Below are 21,424 nucleotides of genomic sequence, written 5' to 3'. Positions count from 1 at the left end.
TTAGAAATCCTCGACGTCACGCCCGCCGCGCGGGGTGACCAGGTACGTTCGGTCGTCGTTGCTCCAGGTTGTGGTCTCGTGGGTGCCGATGATGAGCGAGGTGCCCATCCCCGAGACTTTGTCGTCGTGATTCACAGCGTCGCCCAACGTCGTGACGAAGTGACCCTCGCCGTTTCGACCGGCATCGGCCCGGCCGGCGTCGTTGACGATCGCTACGTAAGCGTCATCGGTCCGTTCCTCGCGGACGATCTCGACGGCCCTCTCGTAGTTGCGCCAGCAGTTATAAAGGACGATCACGAAGTCGGAAATCGCTGCGGCGCGCAGTTTTTCCTCGATCTCGTCCCAGCCACGCCACTTATCCGACAGCGAGACGGTACAGAAGTCGTTACACAGCGGTGCACCGACTATCGCCGACCCGCCGAGTGCGGCAGTCACGCCGGGGACGATCTCGATGGGGACGTCGGTAGCCGCCTCTTCCTCTGCCATCAGAAAGAGAAGGTCCGATTTTCCGTAGACCGATGGATCACCACCGGAGACGTGAGCGACGTCCTCGCCCGCACGAACCCGCTCAAATGCCTCTCGAGCCAGTTCTATCTGCCGTCCCATCGACGAGCGGACGATCTGCTGTTCGTGCCCATCCTGGTGGTCATCGTCGGCTCGAGTCACGAACCCGTCGTCGTCCACCGCCTCGGCCGGCGGTAGGGTGCCGTCCTCGCGCAGGAACTTCTGGTACAGGTTCGAGACGATGACGCAGTCGGCCGTCTCGATGACCTCCTTTGCCCGCTTGGTCATGTGGTCTGGCAGGCCGGGACCGATGCCGACGACGTAGAGCGTGCCGTACTCCTCGGGCGTCCCGGCGTCAGTCGATGTCGTCGAGTCATCCGTGTCGGTGATATCGAGGTCAGAACTCATCGACCGATCGCCACCGTGACCTCGTTTTCGTAGCTAGTCTTCTCGAGGAGCAGTTCCTGCTCGCGCCCGCCCGCGATAGCCGACGCCTCGGAGACGCCTGGCCAGCCGATCAGCTCCTTCGACTTCGAGGGCGTTGGTCCCTCGTGAGCAAGCAGCGTCTCCTTGTCGAAGGAAACGACACCGAGGTCGAGTTCCTGGGCGGCCTCGAGCAGGCCCGGTTCGTCCTCCTTACGCGTCGCGGTTCCGATGAATTCGACGTCCTCGAAGTCGTACTCGGTCCGTGAGAGTGCCTCCTCCCACGCTGCGAGGAACGCATCCTTGCGTGCGCCGGAAACACTCCCGGTGCCGATAACGACCCCGTCATCGCTATTCCGTTTGAGGACGGTCACGTCGTCCCCAACGAGGACCGCACGGGGTCCCTCGAGTCGCGCGACGGGGCCGAGGTTGTCGTCGAGCACGGCGAGGTTCGTCTGGACCGTCGAGTCACCGTTGACGACGTGCGCGTCCATCGCCTTCGCACGCGACTCGACGCCTTGTTTCCCTGCCGCCTCGCTTGCGGTCGTCATCGCGGGTACGGCCCCCATGGTCGCCAGATCGCCCGCAACCTGATTCGCGCCGTGGTGGCCGCCCGTAATCGGGATCGCCCACGTCAACTCCTCGTCGACCACGACGATCGCGGGGTCTTCCCACTTGTCGTCGAGTAAGTGGGCCGTCTTCCGCATCGCGATTCCTGAGGCCATCAGCCCGACGAAACAGTCGTACTCGCCCCAGTGCTCCTCGAAGACGTCACCGTGGTACTCGATGATGTCGATCGTCTCGTACCGATCCTCGAGGCCGGATTTGATCTCGTTGGCGGTCTCCATCTTCCGCCCGAACGAGACGATACCGATCTCTTCGGCGACCTCACCGTCTGAATCCGGTGCCGAACAGTGACCTCCGTCGTCGTCCGTCCCTGAACTCATCGACTCCCTCCGTACCGATTCGATCTGGCTCGAGTGCTCACGTGCGATACCATCGAACTCCTCCCTAATCAAGCTACGTTTCCCAAGTGCAATATTAGTTTACTTCTTCCGTGCTGTTACTGGCGGCCGATCCGGTCGAGGAAAAGTGCCTGAGCCCTCGAGTCGCCTTCGGAGGCTGTGGATGAAAGCCCCGCAGCGTTGCACCGTGTTCTCCGCGATCATCTTGCCAGTCCAGTGCTTTCAGCCTATCATTGCCGACCGCCCGTGACAGCAGTCGGGGAAAACCGATTCGATAGGTCCTCAAATACTATTTTGCTTCTGTCAGCAAATCCAAAAATACATTACCAATGGTTGTTTCAGTTACGAACAATATGGCTGCATACAGATATACTCGACGGCGCTGGCTTGCGACCTGTGCCGGCGCAACCGCTGGTTTGGCTGCGATAGCTGGCTGCTCCGACGAGACCGACACCTCGAGTCTAGACGACCCTGGGGCTACCGCAAGTGATGGCGACTACGGCGATTGGCCGATGGAACGCTACAATGCGACAAATAGACTCTCGGTTCCCCACACTGGTCTCGACAGTGAACCCGAAGTGCTCTGGACTGCCGAACTTGAGGGCGCTGGTTCAACTAAACCGCCTGTCGTTTACAGCGACACGGTCTTTGTCAATCATGGACTCGATACATGCACTGCTATCGACATTCATGATGGCGAACCGATGTGGGAACATGAGACAGATGGGAGCGAGGCAATCGCTGTCTCCGAAGTTGGCCTGTTTGTCGGTGGTGACGGTCTTGAGGCCCTCGACCGCGAGAACGGGGATGTTCTCTGGACGAGCGGTCATGATCGTACAGTAACCTCAATTAGAATGTACGATGAGACAATTTACGCCGGATTAGAAGATACTGTCATTGCGTTTGACAACGAGGGTGGAGAAAATCTCGAATTTGAGACACCTGAGCCCGTTCAGTCGCTCGCAATCGACGATAATCAGATCTATGCTCGCTGTCGAGAAGATCCTGATGTCGATGATTTCCTCATGGTCGGATACGAACGTGTGAGTGGTGATCAGCTTTGGAGCCATGAAATATCCCACGCACAACAATGGGCCGACGATAGAGTCACCCGTACGTTTCCGGTGATAGATAAAATAGCTTATACAGTTACTAATGAGAATCTCATTTCGATTGATGGCCCAGGCGGTACCTTAGATGAAATTGTGGAATTAGACCAGTCTTCGTGGACTAGACCATCGGTCCATGATGACATTGCCTATCTCCAACGTGGATCAATGGCATACAACTTAGACACGAGCGAAGAACCATCAGAGTGGGACCCCGATGAGGGCGCAGATACGCCGATGGTGATCGCCGGGGGAACCGGCTACATGATTAGCCCTGGCGGGATTAGGGACCCAATTGAGGTCGTATCAGTCGATCCTCTTACAGGGGCAGTCAATTGGTCAATACCAGCACCAGAGAAAGGATCTTCCCATTATCCAATTGTTTTGAACGGACTAATACTTCTGCCAATAGAAACTCTCGGTCTCGTTGCCTTAGGCTAGGCTATCCCCGCTATAGTACTTTACATTAGAAGTAAGCTCTCACAATAATAGCCAACTCAGTCAAAATTATCACATTCGTCATAATCTGTTTTGGCTTCTGGACCAACACCGTTCCACGTTTCTGAACAATAGGTCATGCCAAATTGGTCATACTCACCATCAGCAACAGACGGCACAGGCCCGCCCCGTTGTACGACCGCCCCAGGCATGATAACGATGACTTCGGTGTACGTCTCGAAATCGACCGCTTCGTTCCGACCTGCCTGCACGCTCGAGTCGCCTTCGGAGGCTGTGGATGAAAGCCCCGCAGCGTTGCACCGTGTTCTCCGCGATCATCTTGCCAGTCCAGTGCTTTCAGCCTATCATTGCCGACCGCCCGTGACAGCAGTCGGGGAAAACCGATTCGATAGGTCCTCAAATACTATTTTGCTTCTGTCAGCAAATCCAAAAATACATTACCAATGGTTGTTTCAGTTACGAACAATATGGCTGCATACAGACATACTCGACGGCGCTGGCTTGCGACCTGTGCCGGCGCAACCGCTGGTTTGGCTGCGATAGCTGGCTGTTCCGACGAGACCGACACCTCGAGTCTAGACGACCCTGGGGCTACCGCAAGTGATGGCGACTACGGCGATTGGCCGATGGAACGCTACAATGCGACAAATAGACTCTCGGTTCCCCACACCGGTCTCGACAGTGAACCCGAAGTGCTCTGGACTGCCGAACTGACCGGAGCAACTAGACCGCCAGTCGTCTACGATGATACTGCTTTCGTCAATCATGGCTACGATACGTGTACTGCGATCAACATCAACGACGGCGAGATGCTTTGGGAAGTGGATACCGACGGGAGCGAAGCGATAGCTGTCTCTGAAATGGGCCTCTTGGTTGGTGATAACGGCCTCACGGTGCTTGACCGTGACAATGGAGAAGCGCTCTGGACCTCAAAATCTGACCAGATTATTACATCGATCCGTCTCTACGAAGACGCTATTTATGCTGGTTCTGAAGATTCTGTCGTCACTTTTAACGAGCATGGCGAAGAAATTGTGAGTTTCGACACACCCGACCCAGTCCAATCACTCGCAGTTGATCAGGACCATGTTTACGTTCGCTGTCGAGAAGATCCGGACATCGATGATTTCGTTTTACTCGGATATAGCCGCGACAGCGGGAACAAACTTTGGGAGCACGAAATAACACAGGCACAGCAATGGTTCGATGATAGAGTCTCCAGAACGTTCCCCGTAGTTGAGAGTAAAATATACACAGCTACTGATGACTATTTATTGGAAATCGATGGATCAGATGGTGACACGAACAAAATCACTGAGTTCGATTCGGTCCCATGGACGAGGCCGACAGTCAACGACCACATTGCCTACATCGAACGGGGCTCAATGGCATATAATGTAGAAACTGGCGAAACACCAGAGACATGGAGTCCAGAGCACGGATCTGAAAATCCGCTAGTCTTTGCTGATGGAATTGGCTACGGCATAAGTGCTAACCTGACAGACCCACTTGATTTGGTGGCAGTAGATCCAAATTCGGGAGAGTTACTATGGCAGAAAGAAACCGAGAGAGACAGTCCTCACTACCCAGTTATCTTAAATGGAATAATCATACTACCGCTTGATGACCTGGGACTCATAGCATACAGCTAACACCATAATTAAATGGCTCTGGTGAATCGCCATACTACGCCAAGTTGTACTGTCTTGCTCTCTTGCTGAGACCGGCAAATCAGTTCGCCGTCGGAGGATCTGTTGGGATTGCAGCCATGATTGTTCCAGCGTGGGGCCTCGAGCGACCTATTTTCTCACCCGAAGTCACCGCCGTCTAGTGATTCACCAGGACCAATTAAATGAATTTAATGTTAAGGAAGGGACGAGTCGTCTTCGAGATTGTTACAGTCAGAGTAATCAATATCTGCCTCGGGTCCGACGCTTTCCCACGTTTTTGAACAATATATCATTCCAGTAGCATCGAAATCACCATCAGCAACAGACGGCACAGGCCCACCCCGTTGCACGACCGCCCCAGGCATGATAACGATGACTTCGGTGTACGTCTCGAAATCGACCGCTTCGTTCCGACCTGCCTGCACGCTCGAGTCGTCGGAGAGGTCGACGTACACTGGGCTCTCTTCGGCGACGTACGTCAGTCGGTCGCTGTCGGCTGGATCTCCGATCGTTGAACTGACCTCGAGGCGGGCGTACTCGCCTCTGACGTCGACAGTCCAGGAATTGATGGTAACGTACCACTTGTTTGGCAAGTAAAAGAGCGCCGGTGAACCTGGCCATGGGACGAATTCGTCGGTCTGGATCGCCATCGGAGCGTGATGGGCATCACTATCGGTGTCCATAATCGTTTCCGATTCGCCACGGATTGCTGGATCTCTGTCGCGGTCGATGTCGACCGACGTCAAATATGTGGGCGAACCGGAGATTTCATATTGGGCATCGTCGTGGACTGGCGAGCCATCGAGGTCCTCGGGTTCGGGGTTGAAGTCGGCATTAGCAAAGCCCTGGACGAAGTCGAGTGCGTCGTTCATCCCGTCGACGCCACCGCCGGTTGCGCCGTCTATCGTGTCGTCGAACTGTCCGACGTTTTCATTGTAGTCGTCGTCCGCTAGGTCGAGCCAGTAGTATAATCGGTCGAAGTAGGCGCTTCGGATCTGCTGTCTCGCTTTTTCTTCGGGCGTTTCGTACGGCCCATCGTCGACGAGATCAGTTTCGATGTTGTTCTGAATGTGAGTTTTGACCTGCTCGGGAGGGGTCTCGTCTGTCTGGGTCAACTCGCCAACTTTGACGCTGTGTGGGTCTTCATCCCACCGATCCTGGAATTCGTTATGGACCGCCTCGAGTTCTTCATCGAGGGCCGTGAGTACCTCGGCCCGTTCACTGCTGGTGAGGACATCGTCAGTTTTCAACGTTGCTCCGTCTCTTTCTTTGACACTCTCGATTGCGACGTCACCGAGATTATCGGTGTCGGGGTCGGTCCCGTCGAGAGTCGACTCGAGTCGGCTTCGTAGTTGGCTTTCAGCAGTGCCGTATGAACTCACACCGGTGACCTCGGTGACTGCGTTTCGGGCGCCCGTACGAAACGTCACGTTCTCGTGATCGTCGTAATCCGTCTCGATCGGGTCGTCGGCGACTCGAAACTCGTCGTAACTCTCGTGGTAGTATCCAGCGGCTTCAAAGGCATACTCGCTCTGGATGGCGAACTCGACGTCGATATCGACGGCTCTCGAGGTCGCTGTGGAATCAGTGCCGATCACGGCGCCAGTCTCGTTGCGCTGCACCCAGTATGACGATGCGTCCACCTCGGTCGTTGCTTCCACCTCGAGTTCGTAGATATCGCGAACGTACTCGTCACCGGGACCAGTGGGCTCGATCAAAACGGAGACATCCGAAACGTCTGAGACGCTCCTATCGAGTGAGGTTCGTTCCCAGCCACTGCCACCGGGTGAATTCGGGGTAGGGAGCCTGTCGACCGAGGGGTCGTCGTGGTCGAGCGTGACGCTCAACTCGTAGAGTTCGTCTCGAATATCGTGCGGGCTTGCGTCATAGTTCTCCTCGCCGTCGAATGACGGATTTGGAACGTCCTCATCAACCAGTCCGCCCTCGTTCTCTATCTCGTTCTGAATAGTGTCTATCTCGGCTTCGAAGTACTCGATAGGGTCCTCACTCCCCAATCGATACTCGAGATACGAGGCTTCTGAAAAATCGTTGACAGGAAGTTCGATCTCTTGCTCAGCGACATCCATGCTTTCGATGCCGTCGCGAAGCAACTCCGAGACGGGCGGCACATCTGGGAGGTCACCGGTCGCCTCGTCGCCGAAAACCCAGTCGTTGAGGAGCCCGCCCTCATCACAGACTTCCTCCTCGAAGTCGAGTTCCTCGTTTATCCAGACGGTAATGTTGTCATGCTCGCCGATGCTCTCGTTTCCTTCTTCCATCTGTTCGACATAGTCTTCGAGGTCTTCGTTGAACGTTATATTATCACTGGGAACGATATCGTTTAGATCTATCTCGAGGTCGACGTCTGCAACCGTTGTCGAAACGTCGAGTGCCATACAGAGATACTGTGGGCGCATCGTTCGATCCGCGTAGGGATCACGTGTCCCGAAGGTCTCCTCCTGGATCGAAAAGCGTGCCTGATTCGTGAGTACCTCGGTATGGTCCGTATGGATCACTTCTTCGAAGTCGTGATCGTCTGGACTGTTGGTCGGGTGGGCCCCGAACCGATTCCACGATGCTTTCATGTATGCGTTCGGATACAGCCGAACGCCGAGTTCCTGTCCAAGCCCGTCAGGGTCTGTCGGATTCGGTAAGCCACCGTCCTCGAAGAACCCTGCGTTGAGTTGCGCCTCGTAGTCGATCAATTTCTCGTTCAGCTCGAACACCGGCGTGCCGACGCTAACGGTGATCGATCGTGATTCTGCCGGGACGCGCTCACCGCCTGCGTAGGCACTGAATTCGACATCCTGAATCGTCGCAATGACCGTTCCGTTCTCGACGTCGTCATCGTAGTGGCCGATTTCGAGGTCGACTCGCTGGATCGCCTCGCCGGGATCGATGTACCCGTCGTCAGGGGCATCGGAGACGGGCACTACCGAGACGGTCGAGTACGTGTCGTGGCTTACGGATTGACTCGCAGTGGGCAATCGATCGGCGGCCTCGAGATAGATCAACAGCTTGACGTAGTTTCGGAAGGCCTCGGATTGATCCGACGCTGAGGAGATTGCGTCGACGTCGCTCCCCGCGGTAGAATTGATCGGCGCGCCACCGGCCTGGTGTGTCGCCTCGAGAACAGCCGTCCGAAATTCACTCTGGGCGGCTGTCTCGGTTCGATCCATCGCCAACTCGGCGTCTCGGTCGATTCTGGGCTCAGATCGTTGCTCCAGGATGGCAATCGCCGCCACACTCGAGACGAGTAACAGTACCGCGAGTATTGCAAACGGGACGTGTCCCCGTTCGGCTATCGAAAACGATCGTTCGTTCCGTGATCGAGAGTTCTCTGACATTAGTCCCACGTTTGGACCGTGACGTCGACCGTATCGGTCGCGATTGTTTCATCGAACACTGCTTCGAACGCCTCCGTCTCGTCGTCACTCGGCGACTCATCCAGGTCGTCGTAAGCCTTCCTGATCTCTTCGCCTGCAGGAGAATCACGTAAATCGTCGGCAACGAAGTCCTCGAGTCCCGTTTCATCGGCGGTTTCACCTTCCAGAAGGACCTGGTTGGCTTGCGCTGCGTTCGCGTCGGGTCCCCTGATAGAGTCGTCAATGTCGACGCCGACGACGTCCGCCAGCTGTCGGTAGTTGTACAGCGTGACGGCGGTTTCAGTCAGCGACGACTCGAGGGTGTACTGTGTTTGCGTCGGTGGGAAGTAGCCCTCGATGATCGTTTCGGCAATCTCCCGTCCGATGGCATCGAAGCCGTCCTCGATAGAGTCGCCGGGCGACGCCGTTTCTCCCACCTCGAACTTCGTCGCGAGGTGTTCGGCCTCGAGCGAGTCCGGATTTGCCGAGACCTCAATCGATGCACTCGATACGTCCTCGGTGTGTGGGGGTGTGTTACCGGCTGTCGCCGTGCCGGTTATTGCCGCGCCGTCGTACGGCTCCCACGTCGCGACAGTAAACGTCCGTCCATCGCTGCCGACTAGTCGATCCTGTATCGCCCCATCAACCGACTGTTCGACGGAGTGTCCGTAGGCCCATACCTCGGTGTCGTTGATGACGAGATTCGTCTGGGCGGCTTCGGCGAGGACGTCCATCGCCGAACCGTAGGTCGTGATCTCGTACAGTTCTCCGACGTCGTCGGGATCGAGATCGTCGAGCGGTTCGTAGTGCTCGCTGTCAGTGGCCCGCTCTCCCGCTTCGTTCGGTTCGCTGATGTCGTACGTGATCGTTACCGTTGAGCCTGAAAGCGACTGCAACGCGTGGTCTCCGCGTTCGCTGTCGATCGACTCCGTTTCGGTGTGGACGTACGTTCCGATGAGCAACACGGTAGCACTGATAATCAACAGTGCCAGAGAGACGTCCATCACCGTCGAGATCGCACGGTCGGGCACTACCATACGCTCACCTCGAGTGTTCCGGAGCGGATTTCGGCCTGGCTCTCGACCGCGACCGGAATCGACCGTGTCGAAATACTTGCGCCGCTGGGAACGCCTTCGTCCTCGACGTACTGCTCGATCTGGGTAGGCTCGGAGGGATCGATATCGTCAGGATACCCCGACGGAAAGGCGGCTTCGGCGACCGGTTGCTCTTTCCCCCCATCGACCGCGGTCACGACTACGTACACCGCCGATCCAGCCGGGACCGACTCGCCGTCGACGAGGGCATCAATATCGTCGGCACCGTCGTAGGCGTGAAAGACGCCATGCTGTTCGATATCGTCCCATACCCGATCGATCGTTCGATCAGCTGTCGAATCATCACTAAACCCTGGAAAGATCGGCTGGGCTGCAACGACGTAGAGGCTGAGAGCGATGGCGAAGATCGACACCGCAAAGATCGCCGCCAGCGGTTCGGTCTGTGCTCTATACTGTGACCAACGTAACATAGTGAACGTCACCTCGTGTCTCGTGCCAGTGTGGGTCGTCGAAGGACTCGAGCGTCAGATCGGGACCGCAAATCTCCGTCCAGTCTTTAGCTTCGTCGATCGTGTCGTGACAGCCGTCGAAGTCGTCACCGTCGGCTTCGATCTCCAGTTCGTATGTTCCAGTCCACAGCTCGACGGTGTCGGCCTCGCTGTCGGTTACCTCGTCGAGATCTCCCTCGACGAGGGTCACCGTTTCGGTCCCTTCAAGGGTGGAAACCGACTCGAGCACGTACTCGATCGGCTCGATGTCTGGCTCGTCGTCACACCAGAACCCGCCGTACTGGCAGGTGTAGCCAGTGATTGTATCTCTGAGCCACCCGTCGGAACCGTCGACGTCGATCGCATCCGTCAACGTCTCACCGCTGACGTGAACGGTGGTCTCGCTGGCTGCTGTCCCCGTCATCCGGAGCTCGACTTCGCCGGGTATCTGGAAGTCCTCCGCGTCGAGACCGTCGTCTGCGTCGGCGAGATCCTGCTCGAGCGCCTCGCTGTTCGACGTTCGTGCGTCGAGGCCGACCGCCGAGTCGTCCCGAATCGCGACGGTTCGGACGACTATCTCACCGTCGGCGTGTAGTTTGTCGCCGCTATTGGCCTCGTCCGCCTCGGCGATCTCTTCGAAGAACGTGGCCGTTCCGTCGGTGTGTGGATCGTCCAGCTCGTCATCGTACGCAGCACCGAACGACTGTCCGCCGGTGACGTTCTCGAGCCGATCGTGGCCGTTGACCGGAACGACGGTGCCATAAGAAAAGCTCGCGTGAGCGGTTCCGTACTCGTTTTTCATCGTAATCGTCTGCCGGTCGATCGTTACGACGTCGGCGTCGTGTTCGTACGATGCACTCGAGGCATACTCGCTCCCGGTTGCCGTTTCGATCGCGTTTGCCGCCTGCTGGGCGTCCGGTGGCGGCATCGACGAAATTCCAACCACGATCCCAGCGAAGCTAACGCTGATGATCACGACGGCGACGTAGACGTACCACGCATCGGCGGGGGCCTCGAAGTCCATCCGCTACCTTGCGTTCGACACCGGTGGTTGGTTGGCGATCGATAGTGGCGAGCTCTGGAACTCGGCCGGCAAAGCCACTTGACTGGCACGCACAACACTATCGGACCAGCGTGTAACCGCGTCGGCTCGAGCTGAATGACTACACCTATCGTCCGAAACGATAGCCTGCAAAGACCATACGTCTCTGGCGTAGTCGACTTCCCGTCGGGTTCGACGTCTACCCACGGCTCTAAGCAACAAGCAGTGATACTGCCGCTGAACTCGTCGTCGGCAACGCATAGCATCGGGCCACCGTGCTTGACGACTGCTCTGAGTCGTTTCCTCGAGATTCATGCCCTTGTTGGCCTCGGATTCGTATATAAACTCGAGGGCGATAGCGGGGCGTCCACCACGATGGAGGCGGTTGGGAGACGCGGCCCGACTGCTCGGTCGACGTTCGAACGGTGTCGAAGTCAGACCGGCTCCAGCAGCACCACGTCGATGAGGCTGACCGTTAGCACGAACAGGAGCATCGACGACGTGAGCGTTCGACCGATGTGGTAACCGAACAGGGTACGGTCCATCCCATACCGGAGGGCATACGACAGCGGTGTCAGGATCAACGCGAGCATGACGAGGTAGATGGCCACGACGACCCCCAACTGTTCGATCGGGAGCGTCGCAGCGTCGCCGAACCCCTCGAAAGTAGCGAAGTCGTCGGCGCTGAGCATGTCCGCCATGCCGACGGTCGCACCACCGATCATGGGTCCGAAGTACGCGGCGGTGTTGTCGAGCGTGCTCGTCACTTCTAAGAGTGCACGTTTGGTCTCGGCTTCGACCGCCTCGAGTTCTTCGAGATGGTCCGCCATCGAGACGATGGCACGGCCGGCCGGCTTGCCCTCTTCACCAGCGATGGCGAGCAACGCTGCCATGCTTCGGGCGCGCTGACTCGGGACGTCGCGGAGCGCGCCGTACGTGCCCAGAAACGCCTCCTCGATACTCGTGTGGAGTCTGCGCTGGACGCCTGCCGCGTGGGCGAACACCGCCCCGGTTTCGGCCGGAACGCGGTCGGCGGCGAGTTCGATGGCTGACTCGACAGATTCGCCTTCGGCGACCTGTCGACCGACGATATACAGCGCGTCAGTCAGGTGTTCCTCGACGTCGCGAACGGAGTGACGAAGCTCGAGAATCGGACTGTAGACGGCGAGCAAGGCGACGCCGATACCGACGCCGAACGCGACGATTTCGGCGAGGTACGCTGGCCCGACCGTCGTAACCGAAACGAACGTGACGGCTCCCGCGAGCAAGCCCCAGCCGGCCCGCAGCCAGAGCCGGTCGGGCAACTCGGGATGGGCACGGTCGATCTTCGGTGGTGGGAACGCGACCGGGCGGCGAACGAGCAGCCACAGCGAGGCGACGACCAGCACTGCCGGCAACACCACGTTGTACAGGAGCACGAATATCCAGATGTTGAGGGTGACGCCCGCCATCGGTGCGACGGGGACGATCGCAATGAGCGCCATCGGAAGCAAGATTCCGAACGCGAACAGCATCGTCGTCGGCGCTCTAATCGCGGCCGTGAACTCCGCCATCTGGCTGCGAGTGCCGTCGAGGATGGCTATCAGTGCGCGATCGAGCGTCCGGGCGCGTTCGGCCTTCGGCGCGTCCTGTGCGGTCGCAAGTAGTGTCGAGGATCGCCGGAGGGCAGGAAAGTGTTCGGCCCACTCTTCGGCGAACGTCAACAAGCCGGCGTGTGGCGTCCCTTTCGCACGATTGGCGTGTCCACTGAGACTACTCGCCAGCGGCCCCTGGCCGGTCTTGGACGCGAATCGGATGGCGTTCTCGAGCGAAGGCTGTATTTGCATTCGCAACACTGCTCGGCCGATGAGAGTGGGCGTATCGCCCAGTGCCTCGGTTCGGCGAAACGCAGCCTGGAGGTGCGGCCAGGTATGGACAGCATGGATCGCTCCGAGCGACACTGTCAGGACGAACACCCCGACGAAGACGACCGAAATCTCGAACAGGAGCAGCGGGACCGGCACAGCGGCGCCGATCAACCCTGCGCCGTAGCCAGCACGAACGACGGTCTCGGCGTCGTAGGGGGCATCGATGAACCGGACCGAGTCGACGAGATTTCTGGTAGCCTCCACCTCGTAGGGATAGAGGGCCGCGAGCCCACGGATGACCGTTGTGAAAATCGTCACGAGTGGGATCACCGTCGATCGGTGTAGGCGGCGGCGATCTCTTCGGGTGAGGTTCGCCCGTCTGCAGCCAGTTCACGTAGCAGTTCGGTGCGCTCGGCGATCGCCCGTCGAACGTCCGCGTACTCCTCTGTCGGGCTGGCCATCGAGTGGACGTATCGACTTTCACCCCGGTCGATTCGTCCCGTCGGTGCGGCGCTTCGTCCATCGAGTTCGTAGAGCGACTCGAACCAGATGTCGTCGCCGGTTCCGAGTACCTCCTCGATCCGGGTAATCCGGCGTCGCCGGCCGTTTGGCGTCCGATAGGCCTGGACTGTTACGACGAGGTCGGTCGCGCCGAACGACGACGGTTCAACGGTCAGGTCGGAGACGACCCGTTCGTACACCTCGTCTGCCCCGTCACCGTGGATCGTTCCAAGAACGGCGTTCGCGTTCGCACCGACACGCATCGCTTCGTAGAGGACTCGAGCCTCTTCACCGCGGATCTCGCCGACTACCAGTGCGCCGTCTCCGAGCCGAAGAGCCGTCCGCAGAGCTTCCGTCGGCGAAATTTCGGGCCCGTCGCTGGTGCCGGTCCGAAGCGCCTGCACGTCCCGTCCCACGGATTGCAACGGGTCGACCGGCAGTTCCGGTGTATCCTCGATGATGACGGTCCTGGTATCGGGCGTCACCTCGTAGAGGAGCGTCCCGAGCAGCGTCGTCTTCCCGGCACCGCGAGTTCCGGCGATCAGTGCTGCGGCGTTTCGCTCGATGGCTGTCGAAAGAAAGCCGGCGACCTCCGCGGGGATCGTCCCGTTGGCCACGAGAGCCGGGAGCGTGAACCGGTCGTCGGACTGTTCGCGGAAGGCGAAAGCCGTGCCTCGAGCGACAGGTTCGGTGACCCCGGCGATTCGGAGCCCGCGGCCGTTCGCCAGCGACGCCGTCGCGTCGACCGTCGGCTTCGCCCGCGAAAACGCTCGGCCGCTCGTTCGCCGGACGCGAGATGCGAGCGCTTTCACGCCCGTCTCCGTCAGGTGGACGTTCGTCTCCATCGCCCGACCGTCGAGTTCGACCCGGAGCGGATTCGCCGTCACCGGCGACGTGACGTAGACGTCCGTCACGTCAGGGTCGGCGAACAGGTCCTCGAGAATTCCGTATCCTTCCGTGTATTTCTCGAGCACCCTCGTCAGCACCGGATCCACCGGTTCGCCCGTGGCGAATTCGATCGCCCGCGACGGTGCGCGGTCGCCCTCGACCCATCCTTCGGCAAGCGCCTCGTAGCCGTCGACGACCACGTTACGTTGGGCCGGTGACAGCGTCAGGTCGACGACGTCGAGTTCGTACAACGCCAATCGGTCCTCGCGTTCGTAGATCCGGACGGTACTTCCGGTCTCGAGTTCCCTGACGTCGACGAGCCGGGCGGTATCGTCGATCGAGCGGTCGATGAAGTAGTTTGCCACTTCGAGTCCGACGCGTGGCGAAAAACCGTCCGCGTACGTGTCGACGCCGTCGACCACATCGAGCAGGCCGGACTCGATGGCAACGTCGCCGAGCTCGTCGACGCGGGTTTCGAGTCTGTCGGCCGCACCGAGTGGATCGCGGGCGACGTCACCCACGAGTGGTTCATTACGACTTCCGAGGAGTTCGACGAACCGGCCTGCGGCCCCGAATAACGCTGTCTGCCCACGGTCGTACCGGTAGCTCAACCCGCTCGAGTGGACCACGATCGAGTCAATCTCGTGCTCTGTCAGTACCCGAACAACCGATTCCCGACAGTCAGGTGATTCCGCGAGCTGCCCGTCGCAGTTCGACGCATCGACGACGAGCGTCCGGTCGTCGAACGCCATCTCGCAGTTACAACGGCCCCCGGACTCCGGCTCCCCGAGCAACCCATCGAAGCCGATCCTCGAGAGGGCCCTCCGGACCGTTCGCCTGGTCCCGTCCGTAGACATATCTCATCTGGGCTCGGCTTCTGGTTTAAACTCTCACCGCCGACGCAGAAAACCGTCGTCCGTCAGTCGCTGTTCGGTCGGTAAGACGGTACGGAGGACCTGTCTACTCCGGGGGATCGACGACGACGACCGGATCCCCGTCCGCGTCGGGGCGCAACACGAGCGTCACCATCTGGGTACCGCTCCCGCGAATTTCGGTCGTCCGCGCGTCCGTCGCGTCCCGGTAGACGATCCGCACCTCGATGATCTCGCGGTGATCCGTGCCGTCGGTTAGGACGTACCGGGCGAAACTCGCGTCCGCCCCTGCTACTGGTTCGATCTCGAGGTGTGAGACGCCGGCTTCGGTGAGCGAGCCGGTCGGGACCCTGAAATCGACGACCCGGCGTGGATCGGGGTGGGTATCCGGTGAGAGCTCTTCGTTCTCGGAGAGCTCGATCGCTGCGTCTTCGATATCCGAGATCCCAGTCTGCAGTTCACGTTCAGTGTTGTCGGCCGCGCCGTCGTCGAGGGCCAGTCCGGCGACGCTCACGATGGCGACCGCCAACAGCGCTGCCACGACGTACCGGATCATGACAACCGCGACCGCAGCGATCCGAGTAGACTGCCGTCATCGGCATCGGTGTCGCCGTCGGCGTCGGTTGTCGACGGTTCGCCCTCGTTTATTGCGGAATCGACTGCCATCTGGTTCGCCGATGATACCGGCCTCTCGACGCCGTCGTCGACGAACGACCGCGGTTCGCTCCCGACGATTTCCCCGACTAATCGCTCGGGCGACGGGTTCTCGTCGGACGATCGGAACTCGAAGACCGTCGAGCCGTCTCCGGCCGTCTGGTTCCTGGAATCGCCATCGCCATCGCCATCGCCATCGCTGTCATCGCTCCCGGTCTCCTCTCTTCCGCCATCCTCTCCCCTATCGCCCCCGCTTTGTGCCGTCGGTTCGTCCTCGAGGAGGCCATCTTGGAGGTCGTCGAGTTCGACCTCGAGGGTGTCGATGCGACGCTCGAGTCTGTCGACCGTGGCGATAGCGGACGCTGCGTGTCGTTCGACGTCGTCGTTGACCGACTCGATGGTTCCGACGTAGCCTTCGACCGACTGCACCGACGCCTCGAGGTCAGCAAGGCGACCCTCTTGTTCTTCGAGACGCGATTCGAGTTCGGCAACGGCTTCTACGACCGACGTCAACTCCGACAGTCCCTCGAGCGTCACGTCGCCGTCGACGACGACGCGCTCGACGGCAGCCAGCCGCTGATCGAGCCGATCGATATCCGTCATACCCCTGTTGCTTGCCCGATCGTATTTAAACTACAATATCACAATGGGTGGCTGCCCGGCAACGAGTCGAACGGATGATCCGCTCGAGATCACTCGAGACCGGCCACGTCGCGCGCGCTCGGACTATCGCCACCGTGTGGTGTATCTCGAACCCGAATCCGTGCCGCGTGAACCGTCTCGGTCGCGTCGTCGATAACCACGACTTCCCCTGGTTCCGTTGGGAGTCGTTCCTTGAGCGACTCGTTCAGATATATCGGCTGGGCGGCGGCAAGCGCCTCGAGGTCGGCCTCCGCGGTCAGGCGATGCGAGATCAACACGTCGGACTGAGAGATCGCTGTCTCGGAGACGGCGCTGGGCCGTTGTGTCGCGAGGACGAGACTCACACCCGGAGCGCGCCCGCGTGTAAGAATCGTGTGGAGTGCGGCCTTGGCGACACCGGCGAAGAACGTGTGGGCTTCGTCGATCAGCAGCCACGGGAGTCGATCGATCGTCTCGTCGACGCGTGCGCGATAGAGTCCTTCCCCGATCCCCCGGCAAACGGCGTTCATCGGGGCCGAATCGAGCCCCGAGACGTCGACGACGGAGACGGCGCCGCTCGAGAGCGTCGCCGCGTCGAGGCCATCGGGATCGAAGACGTCCCACGAATCGGCCAGCGAGAGGTGGTTGATCGCTGCTCGTCTATCGACCTCCGGTGCGTCGCTTCCCTCGACGTGACGTCGCATCGTCTCGAGCGACTCCGCTTCTTGGGCGGCTTCCCAGACGAGCGCCCCGGCGGCACTCTCGGGCGAGAGTCCGAGCAGCGAACACCACGAGCGTGGATCGAGCACATCGGCCGAAATCGATGGTTCGTCGACGACGTCCGCTGGGACGGGCTCGCCCTCGGCGGGCGCGGCGAGCGTCGAGAACACTCCCATCGGATCGACGATAACCGGTGCGACGCCCGATACCCTGGCGAGTTCTTCGGCAACGACTCCCAGCGTAAACGACTTTCCGTACCCTCGCTTGCCAACGATCAGCGTCGCGTGCGGACTGTCGAGATCGAGATACAGGTTTGCCCCCTCACTTCCGTCCAGTGCTCGATACTGCCCGACGTGACCGGTCTGGTCCGTCCCGGCGTCGACTCCACGTCCGATAACGAAACGCATGCCGGTGTTCGTTTCCTTCTCGTACGTCAACCTTCGTCCGACTGTTTAAGTTAGATGACGGGACCAACCACGGCATGCAGGCAGGGAACGGAAACGAACCGACGGTTCGACGCTCCAGTTCGAGGCGGTCGTTGCACGAGGACGATCGAGCGATCGAAGGCTTACCGATCAGACTCGTGATCGCGCTCGTTATCGGTGTCGTATCGCTCGGTCTCATGTTACAGATCCTCGGCGGGATCGATACGTTCGAGGGTGATACCGAAGTCGACGTGGAGTTCGAAGCCGAAACGCTCGAGGCAGACAGCAGCGAGGCAGAGTCGTTCAGCGTGTTCGTCGTTGACGAAGACGGGAACGAGGTCCCTAACGCGACGGTCGTCGCAGTTCCGGGTGCAGCCCGGATGGACGACGCACTCGTCGAACAGACCACTAATCCGGACACGAGCGAAAACGAAGTAAAGTTCGACTTCAACGCGGTAGACCTAACGCTCCCGCCGGACCAGCACACCGGCACCGTCGAGTTCGAAGTCCAGCCACCGGCCGGAACGAACTGGGCGGACGACGAACCGAACGAGGAGTTACTCGTGACTGCCAGTTGACCGACCTGGTCGGTCGCGAGCGGTGATCGGCTTTGAGTACGCCCAGCAGTCAGTCGTCCGACTCGAACTCGAACTGTCGCTCGAGTTCCCGTTCGATACGTTCGACCAGTTCGGCGAGGACGACGTCGAACTGGTCGTGGTCAGCAACGCGACCGACGCGGTCGGGGACGTCGTCGGGAAGCTCGACCCGGAACGGGCTGTCGGTTGCGCCCGCGTACTGCCCGCTCGAGTCGTTCGCTAGCTCGCCTTCCGTCGCTCCCACGTAGAACGGTTCGCTCTCTGCGAGCACCTTGCGGTCGATCGCTTTGAGCACCGTCGAGTCACACTGCCCGTGGAGTTGCTGGTAGGCGTTCGAGTACGCGGCCTGGAGTTCGTCGAAATAGTGGACGTACTTCTGATCGAACTTCTCGGAATCGAACTCGGTCATGGCCCTCACTGCGGGTGCGACCGAGTAAACGGTTCGGAACGACTGAGTGGAGGCCGCAGTCTTAGGTCAACGCGGTACCTAGACCCTTCGATGACCGTCACCGTTCGGTACACCTGTCCACACTGCAAGGCCGTGACGAGCGTCGAACGCGCTCCGGATCTCGCGGATCGCTCCGTCACGAAACTCGCCCAGCCTGGCTGGGAGTACGCCACGCCGGACGACGACGACCTCGAGTCGGCGGACGGAATCGCGTTCGTCTGCGGCGAGGACGGCCCGGTTACGGACCTCGAGGGAGAGTCGATCGACGGCTGTGGGCGGCCCTACTATCTGAACTTCGTTCGGTACGAACGCGGCGTCGAGCTCGAGCCCGACCCGCCGACGTACGGCGGGCCGCGGTTCGATTTCGAGCGGTAGCCAGCGTGAGCGGTGGTAGCCGAACACAACCCTTTTCGACGCCCGGAAGTACGTTTGAATATGGACGAAGACGACGTTCGCGACCGTCTCCGGGAAGTCGAGGATCCGGAACTCAGCGACGACATTGTCTCACTTGGGCTGGTCAACGATGTGTCTGTCGACGGTGAGACAGTCACCGTCGACCTCGCACTCGGCGCGCCGTACTCGCCGACGGAATCGAACATCGCCGCCGCCGTTCGGGAGACGCTCGAGGAGGCCGGCCTCGAGTCCGAGTTGTCGGCGACTATTCCGGACCGGGACGGCCGGTCGGGAGAAGAACAGGTGCTAGCGAACGTCAAGAACGTCATCGCGGTCGCGTCCGGAAAGGGGGGTGTCGGCAAGTCGACCGTGTCGGTCAATCTCGCGGCAGGACTGTCACGGCTTGGCGCTCGCGTCGGACTGTTCGATGCGGACATCTACGGGCCGAACGTCCCCCGGATGGTCGACGCCGACGAACCGCCACAGGCGACCGAAGACGAGACGCTCGTCCCACCGGAGAAGTACGGCGTGAAACTGATGAGCATGGCCTTTCTCACGGGCAAGGACGACCCCGTAATCTGGCGCGGCCCGATGGTCCACAAGGTCATCACACAGCTAACGGAGGACGTCGAGTGGGGCCACCTCGATTACCTGATCGTGGACCTGCCTCCGGGGACGGGCGACACCCAGTTGACGATGCTCCAGACGATGCCCGTCACCGGCGCAGTCATCGTTACGACGCCCCAGGACGTCGCTCTCGACGACGCCCGCAAGGGTCTCGAGATGTTCGCCACCCACGAAACCATCGTCCTCGGCATCGCAGAGAACATGTCGACGTTCGCCTGTCCGGACTGTGACAGCCAGCACGACATCTTCGGGTCGGGGGGTGGCGAAGCCTTCGCCGACGAACACGAGTTACCGTTCCTCGGGAGCATTCCACTCGATCCCGCCGTCAGAGAGGGTGGCGACGGCGGTAGGCCAACCGTCCTCGAGGACGACAGCCAGACCGGTGACGCGTTCCGAACGATCACGGAGAACGTTGCGAACAACACGGGGATCGTACACCGACGGAAGGTTTCCCAGCGTCGGGGCGACGAGACGGCATCCGCCGACCGGTGATCTCCATGGGAACCGATGATCGAACATTCGATGCAGATCCCGAACGCGTCGCGTTCCTCCGCGAGATCGCGGACGAAATCCGTGACGAGACGAGCGAAAGCAAACAGCTCGCAAACATCCTCTACCGGACCAGTGATCTCTACGATCCGACCGAAGAGACCACGCCCGAAGAGATCGTTCGGAACGTCAAGTTCATTCTCGAGGTCACCGAACGCGGCGGACTCGACCGCTAGCTGGCGTCGTCTTCGACCTGTCGGACGGTCTCGAGCCTGTCTGTCGGACGGTCTCGAGACCGAACCGGTCGGCCCGTTGCCGTCCGCGTCGTTTTTCATCGTGCCACCCCAGGGAGGCGTGTGGACCCAGCACAGCGATCGCGATCCAATCCGTACAACATGGACGAAGAGTGTCAGAACTGTCCGGCGCTCTGTGAGACGCGAACGCAGGTCGTTCACGGGTACGGGGACGTAGCCGCGGACTTCCTGTTCGTCGGTGAGCGACCGTCGTCTGCGGCGGATGCGGCAGGCGTCCCGTTCGCGACTGACGGGACAGTCGAACCGGAGTCGGGGACGACGCTCCGGCGACTGCTCGAGCGCCTCGGCCTCTGTGATGCGACGTCGCCGTCAGAGCGACCTGGCCTCGAAAACGCGTATCTCACTCTCCTGACCCGGTGTCGCCATCCCGAGCGATCGCCGGCAGACGAGGAGGTCGCGAACTGCGATCCCTACCTCGAGGCCGAGATCAGGATGATTAACCCGGAGATTCTGGTCCCGGTCGGCGAGCGAGCGCTCGTCGAACTCGCCGAAGAGTATACCAGAACGCCTGCGTCGGAACTCAGGTTGCCGGAGCGTCACGCAACGACGATCCGCGGCCGAGGCTTCGCGATCGTCCCGATGATCGACCCGCAACGACAATCGGAGACTCAGACCCAGTCGTGGGTCGAACACTTCGCACAGCTCCTGGCGACGGATTATCGACAGACCAAGGGGCGGCGCGAACGATAGCTCGGACGAACGACGCGTTACCAGTAGGGGTTCTGCCGCCAGCGTTTCGATCCGGCGCCGAGACCGATCAGAGCGCCGACCACGACCACGGTGACGACCAGCGTTGCGACGGTCGGGGCAACCAACGCAGCCGACGGCTCGAGTAGGATGCCCGTGAGAAGCCCGTAGCCGCCGAGAACGGCGAGCCCCAGGATACTCACTACACCAGTAAGGCCGACTATCGAGAGTGAACGTTGTTCCATGTCTCTTCTATCTCACT

General features: G+C 60.1%; 20 protein-coding genes. 7 read left to right on the top strand and 13 right to left on the bottom strand.

Annotated elements, in window-relative coordinates; all coding sequences use genetic code 11:
* Together AArc1_RS11040 and cbiG are read right to left on the bottom strand one after the other, a co-directional pair.
* The gene (locus AArc1_RS11040; protein ID WP_117364420.1) at positions 1 to 912 is read right to left on the bottom strand and encodes a precorrin-3B C(17)-methyltransferase; all 912 of its coding nucleotides are present in this window, start codon (positions 910 to 912) and stop codon (positions 1 to 3) included.
* A complete protein-coding gene (cbiG, locus tag AArc1_RS11035; protein ID WP_117364419.1) occupies positions 909 to 1,874 on the bottom strand; it encodes a cobalt-precorrin 5A hydrolase in 966 nt (321 codons plus the stop codon). The genes AArc1_RS11040 and cbiG overlap by 4 nt, the downstream gene beginning before the upstream one ends.
* A 371-nt stretch (positions 1,875 to 2,245) precedes the next feature.
* Here cbiG and AArc1_RS11030 point away from each other — a divergent pair, with 371 nt between their 5' ends.
* Together AArc1_RS11030 and AArc1_RS11025 are read left to right on the top strand one after the other, a co-directional pair.
* On the top strand, positions 2,246 to 3,442 hold the full coding sequence (locus tag AArc1_RS11030; protein WP_161958293.1) for an outer membrane protein assembly factor BamB family protein: 1,197 nt from the start codon (positions 2,246 to 2,248) through the stop codon (positions 3,440 to 3,442).
* Positions 3,443 to 3,927: 485 nt separating this feature from the next.
* Entirely contained in the window at positions 3,928 to 5,112 is a 1,185-nt protein-coding gene (locus AArc1_RS11025) for an outer membrane protein assembly factor BamB family protein (protein WP_161958292.1), read from the top strand.
* 212 nt (positions 5,113 to 5,324) lie between these two features.
* Here AArc1_RS11025 and AArc1_RS11020 read toward each other — a convergent pair whose 3' ends face one another.
* From AArc1_RS11020 to AArc1_RS10980, 9 genes are all read right to left on the bottom strand, one after another.
* On the bottom strand, positions 5,325 to 8,477 hold the full coding sequence (locus tag AArc1_RS11020) for a DUF7286 family protein (protein WP_117364416.1): 3,153 nt from the start codon (positions 8,475 to 8,477) through the stop codon (positions 5,325 to 5,327).
* Positions 8,477 to 9,532 carry a DUF7284 family protein gene (locus AArc1_RS11015; RefSeq protein WP_133412347.1) on the bottom strand — a complete coding sequence of 352 codons (1,056 nt, stop codon included), beginning with the start codon at positions 9,530 to 9,532 and terminating at the stop codon, positions 8,477 to 8,479. The genes AArc1_RS11020 and AArc1_RS11015 overlap by 1 nt, the downstream gene beginning before the upstream one ends.
* The gene (locus AArc1_RS11010) at positions 9,526 to 10,020 is read right to left on the bottom strand and encodes a DUF7285 family protein (RefSeq protein ID WP_117364414.1); all 495 of its coding nucleotides are present in this window, start codon (positions 10,018 to 10,020) and stop codon (positions 9,526 to 9,528) included. The genes AArc1_RS11015 and AArc1_RS11010 overlap by 7 nt, the downstream gene beginning before the upstream one ends.
* Entirely contained in the window at positions 9,998 to 11,062 is a 1,065-nt protein-coding gene (locus tag AArc1_RS11005) for a DUF7283 family protein (protein ID WP_117364413.1), read from the bottom strand. Before AArc1_RS11005 ends, AArc1_RS11010 begins: the two co-directional genes overlap by 23 nt.
* 452 nt (positions 11,063 to 11,514) lie before the next feature.
* On the bottom strand, positions 11,515 to 13,245 hold the full coding sequence (locus AArc1_RS11000) for a secretion system protein (protein ID WP_117365869.1): 1,731 nt from the start codon (positions 13,243 to 13,245) through the stop codon (positions 11,515 to 11,517).
* Between the two features lie 8 nt (positions 13,246 to 13,253).
* A complete protein-coding gene (locus AArc1_RS10995) occupies positions 13,254 to 15,173 on the bottom strand; it encodes a type II/IV secretion system ATPase subunit (protein ID WP_117364412.1) in 1,920 nt (639 codons plus the stop codon).
* A 103-nt stretch (positions 15,174 to 15,276) separates the two neighbouring features.
* Entirely contained in the window at positions 15,277 to 15,744 is a 468-nt protein-coding gene (locus AArc1_RS10990; RefSeq protein WP_117364411.1) for a DUF7311 family protein, read from the bottom strand.
* On the bottom strand, positions 15,741 to 16,445 hold the full coding sequence (locus AArc1_RS10985) for a DUF7310 family coiled-coil domain-containing protein (RefSeq protein WP_117364410.1): 705 nt from the start codon (positions 16,443 to 16,445) through the stop codon (positions 15,741 to 15,743). Before AArc1_RS10985 ends, AArc1_RS10990 begins: the two co-directional genes overlap by 4 nt.
* Positions 16,446 to 16,534: 89 nt before the next feature.
* Positions 16,535 to 17,590 (bottom strand): ATP-binding protein, encoded by a 1,056-nt coding sequence (locus tag AArc1_RS10980; RefSeq protein ID WP_117365868.1) that lies wholly within the window; start codon positions 17,588 to 17,590, stop codon positions 16,535 to 16,537.
* Positions 17,591 to 17,664: 74 nt separating this feature from the next.
* Here AArc1_RS10980 and AArc1_RS10975 point away from each other — a divergent pair, with 74 nt between their 5' ends.
* Positions 17,665 to 18,186 carry a DUF7382 domain-containing protein gene (locus AArc1_RS10975; RefSeq protein ID WP_117364409.1) on the top strand — a complete coding sequence of 174 codons (522 nt, stop codon included), beginning with the start codon at positions 17,665 to 17,667 and terminating at the stop codon, positions 18,184 to 18,186.
* A gap of 49 nt (positions 18,187 to 18,235) precedes the next feature.
* Here AArc1_RS10975 and AArc1_RS10970 read toward each other — a convergent pair whose 3' ends face one another.
* Positions 18,236 to 18,613: a DUF5783 family protein gene (locus AArc1_RS10970; RefSeq protein ID WP_117364408.1), complete on the bottom strand. Its 378-nt coding sequence runs from the start codon at positions 18,611 to 18,613 to the stop codon at positions 18,236 to 18,238.
* A gap of 90 nt (positions 18,614 to 18,703) precedes the next feature.
* On the opposite strand from AArc1_RS10970, the gene AArc1_RS10965 reads away from it, so the two are divergent.
* The 4 genes from AArc1_RS10965 to AArc1_RS10950 all read left to right on the top strand — a co-directional run bounded on the left by AArc1_RS10965 (position 18,704) and on the right by AArc1_RS10950 (position 21,165).
* Complete coding sequence (locus tag AArc1_RS10965) at positions 18,704 to 19,027, top strand: hypothetical protein (RefSeq protein ID WP_117364407.1); 324 nt, start codon at positions 18,704 to 18,706, stop codon at positions 19,025 to 19,027.
* Positions 19,028 to 19,087: 60 nt separating this feature from the next.
* Positions 19,088 to 20,164, top strand: a complete 1,077-nt coding sequence (locus AArc1_RS10960) for an Mrp/NBP35 family ATP-binding protein (RefSeq protein ID WP_117364406.1) — start codon at positions 19,088 to 19,090, stop codon at positions 20,162 to 20,164.
* Between the two features lie 5 nt (positions 20,165 to 20,169).
* The gene (locus tag AArc1_RS10955; protein WP_117364405.1) at positions 20,170 to 20,397 is read left to right on the top strand and encodes a hypothetical protein; all 228 of its coding nucleotides are present in this window, start codon (positions 20,170 to 20,172) and stop codon (positions 20,395 to 20,397) included.
* 159 nt (positions 20,398 to 20,556) lie between these two features.
* The gene (locus tag AArc1_RS10950) at positions 20,557 to 21,165 is read left to right on the top strand and encodes a uracil-DNA glycosylase (protein ID WP_117364404.1); all 609 of its coding nucleotides are present in this window, start codon (positions 20,557 to 20,559) and stop codon (positions 21,163 to 21,165) included.
* Positions 21,166 to 21,182: 17 nt separating this feature from the next.
* Here AArc1_RS10950 and AArc1_RS10945 read toward each other — a convergent pair whose 3' ends face one another.
* Positions 21,183 to 21,407, bottom strand: a complete 225-nt coding sequence (locus tag AArc1_RS10945) for a hypothetical protein (protein WP_117364403.1) — start codon at positions 21,405 to 21,407, stop codon at positions 21,183 to 21,185.
* Between the last annotated feature and the right edge of the window lie 17 nt (positions 21,408 to 21,424).

This window comes from Natrarchaeobaculum sulfurireducens, assembly GCF_003430825.1.
In the GTDB taxonomy this organism is placed as follows: Archaea; Halobacteriota; Halobacteria; order Halobacteriales; family Natrialbaceae; genus Natrarchaeobaculum; species Natrarchaeobaculum sulfurireducens.
This window is presented reverse-complemented; position numbering and strand designations above follow the sequence as displayed.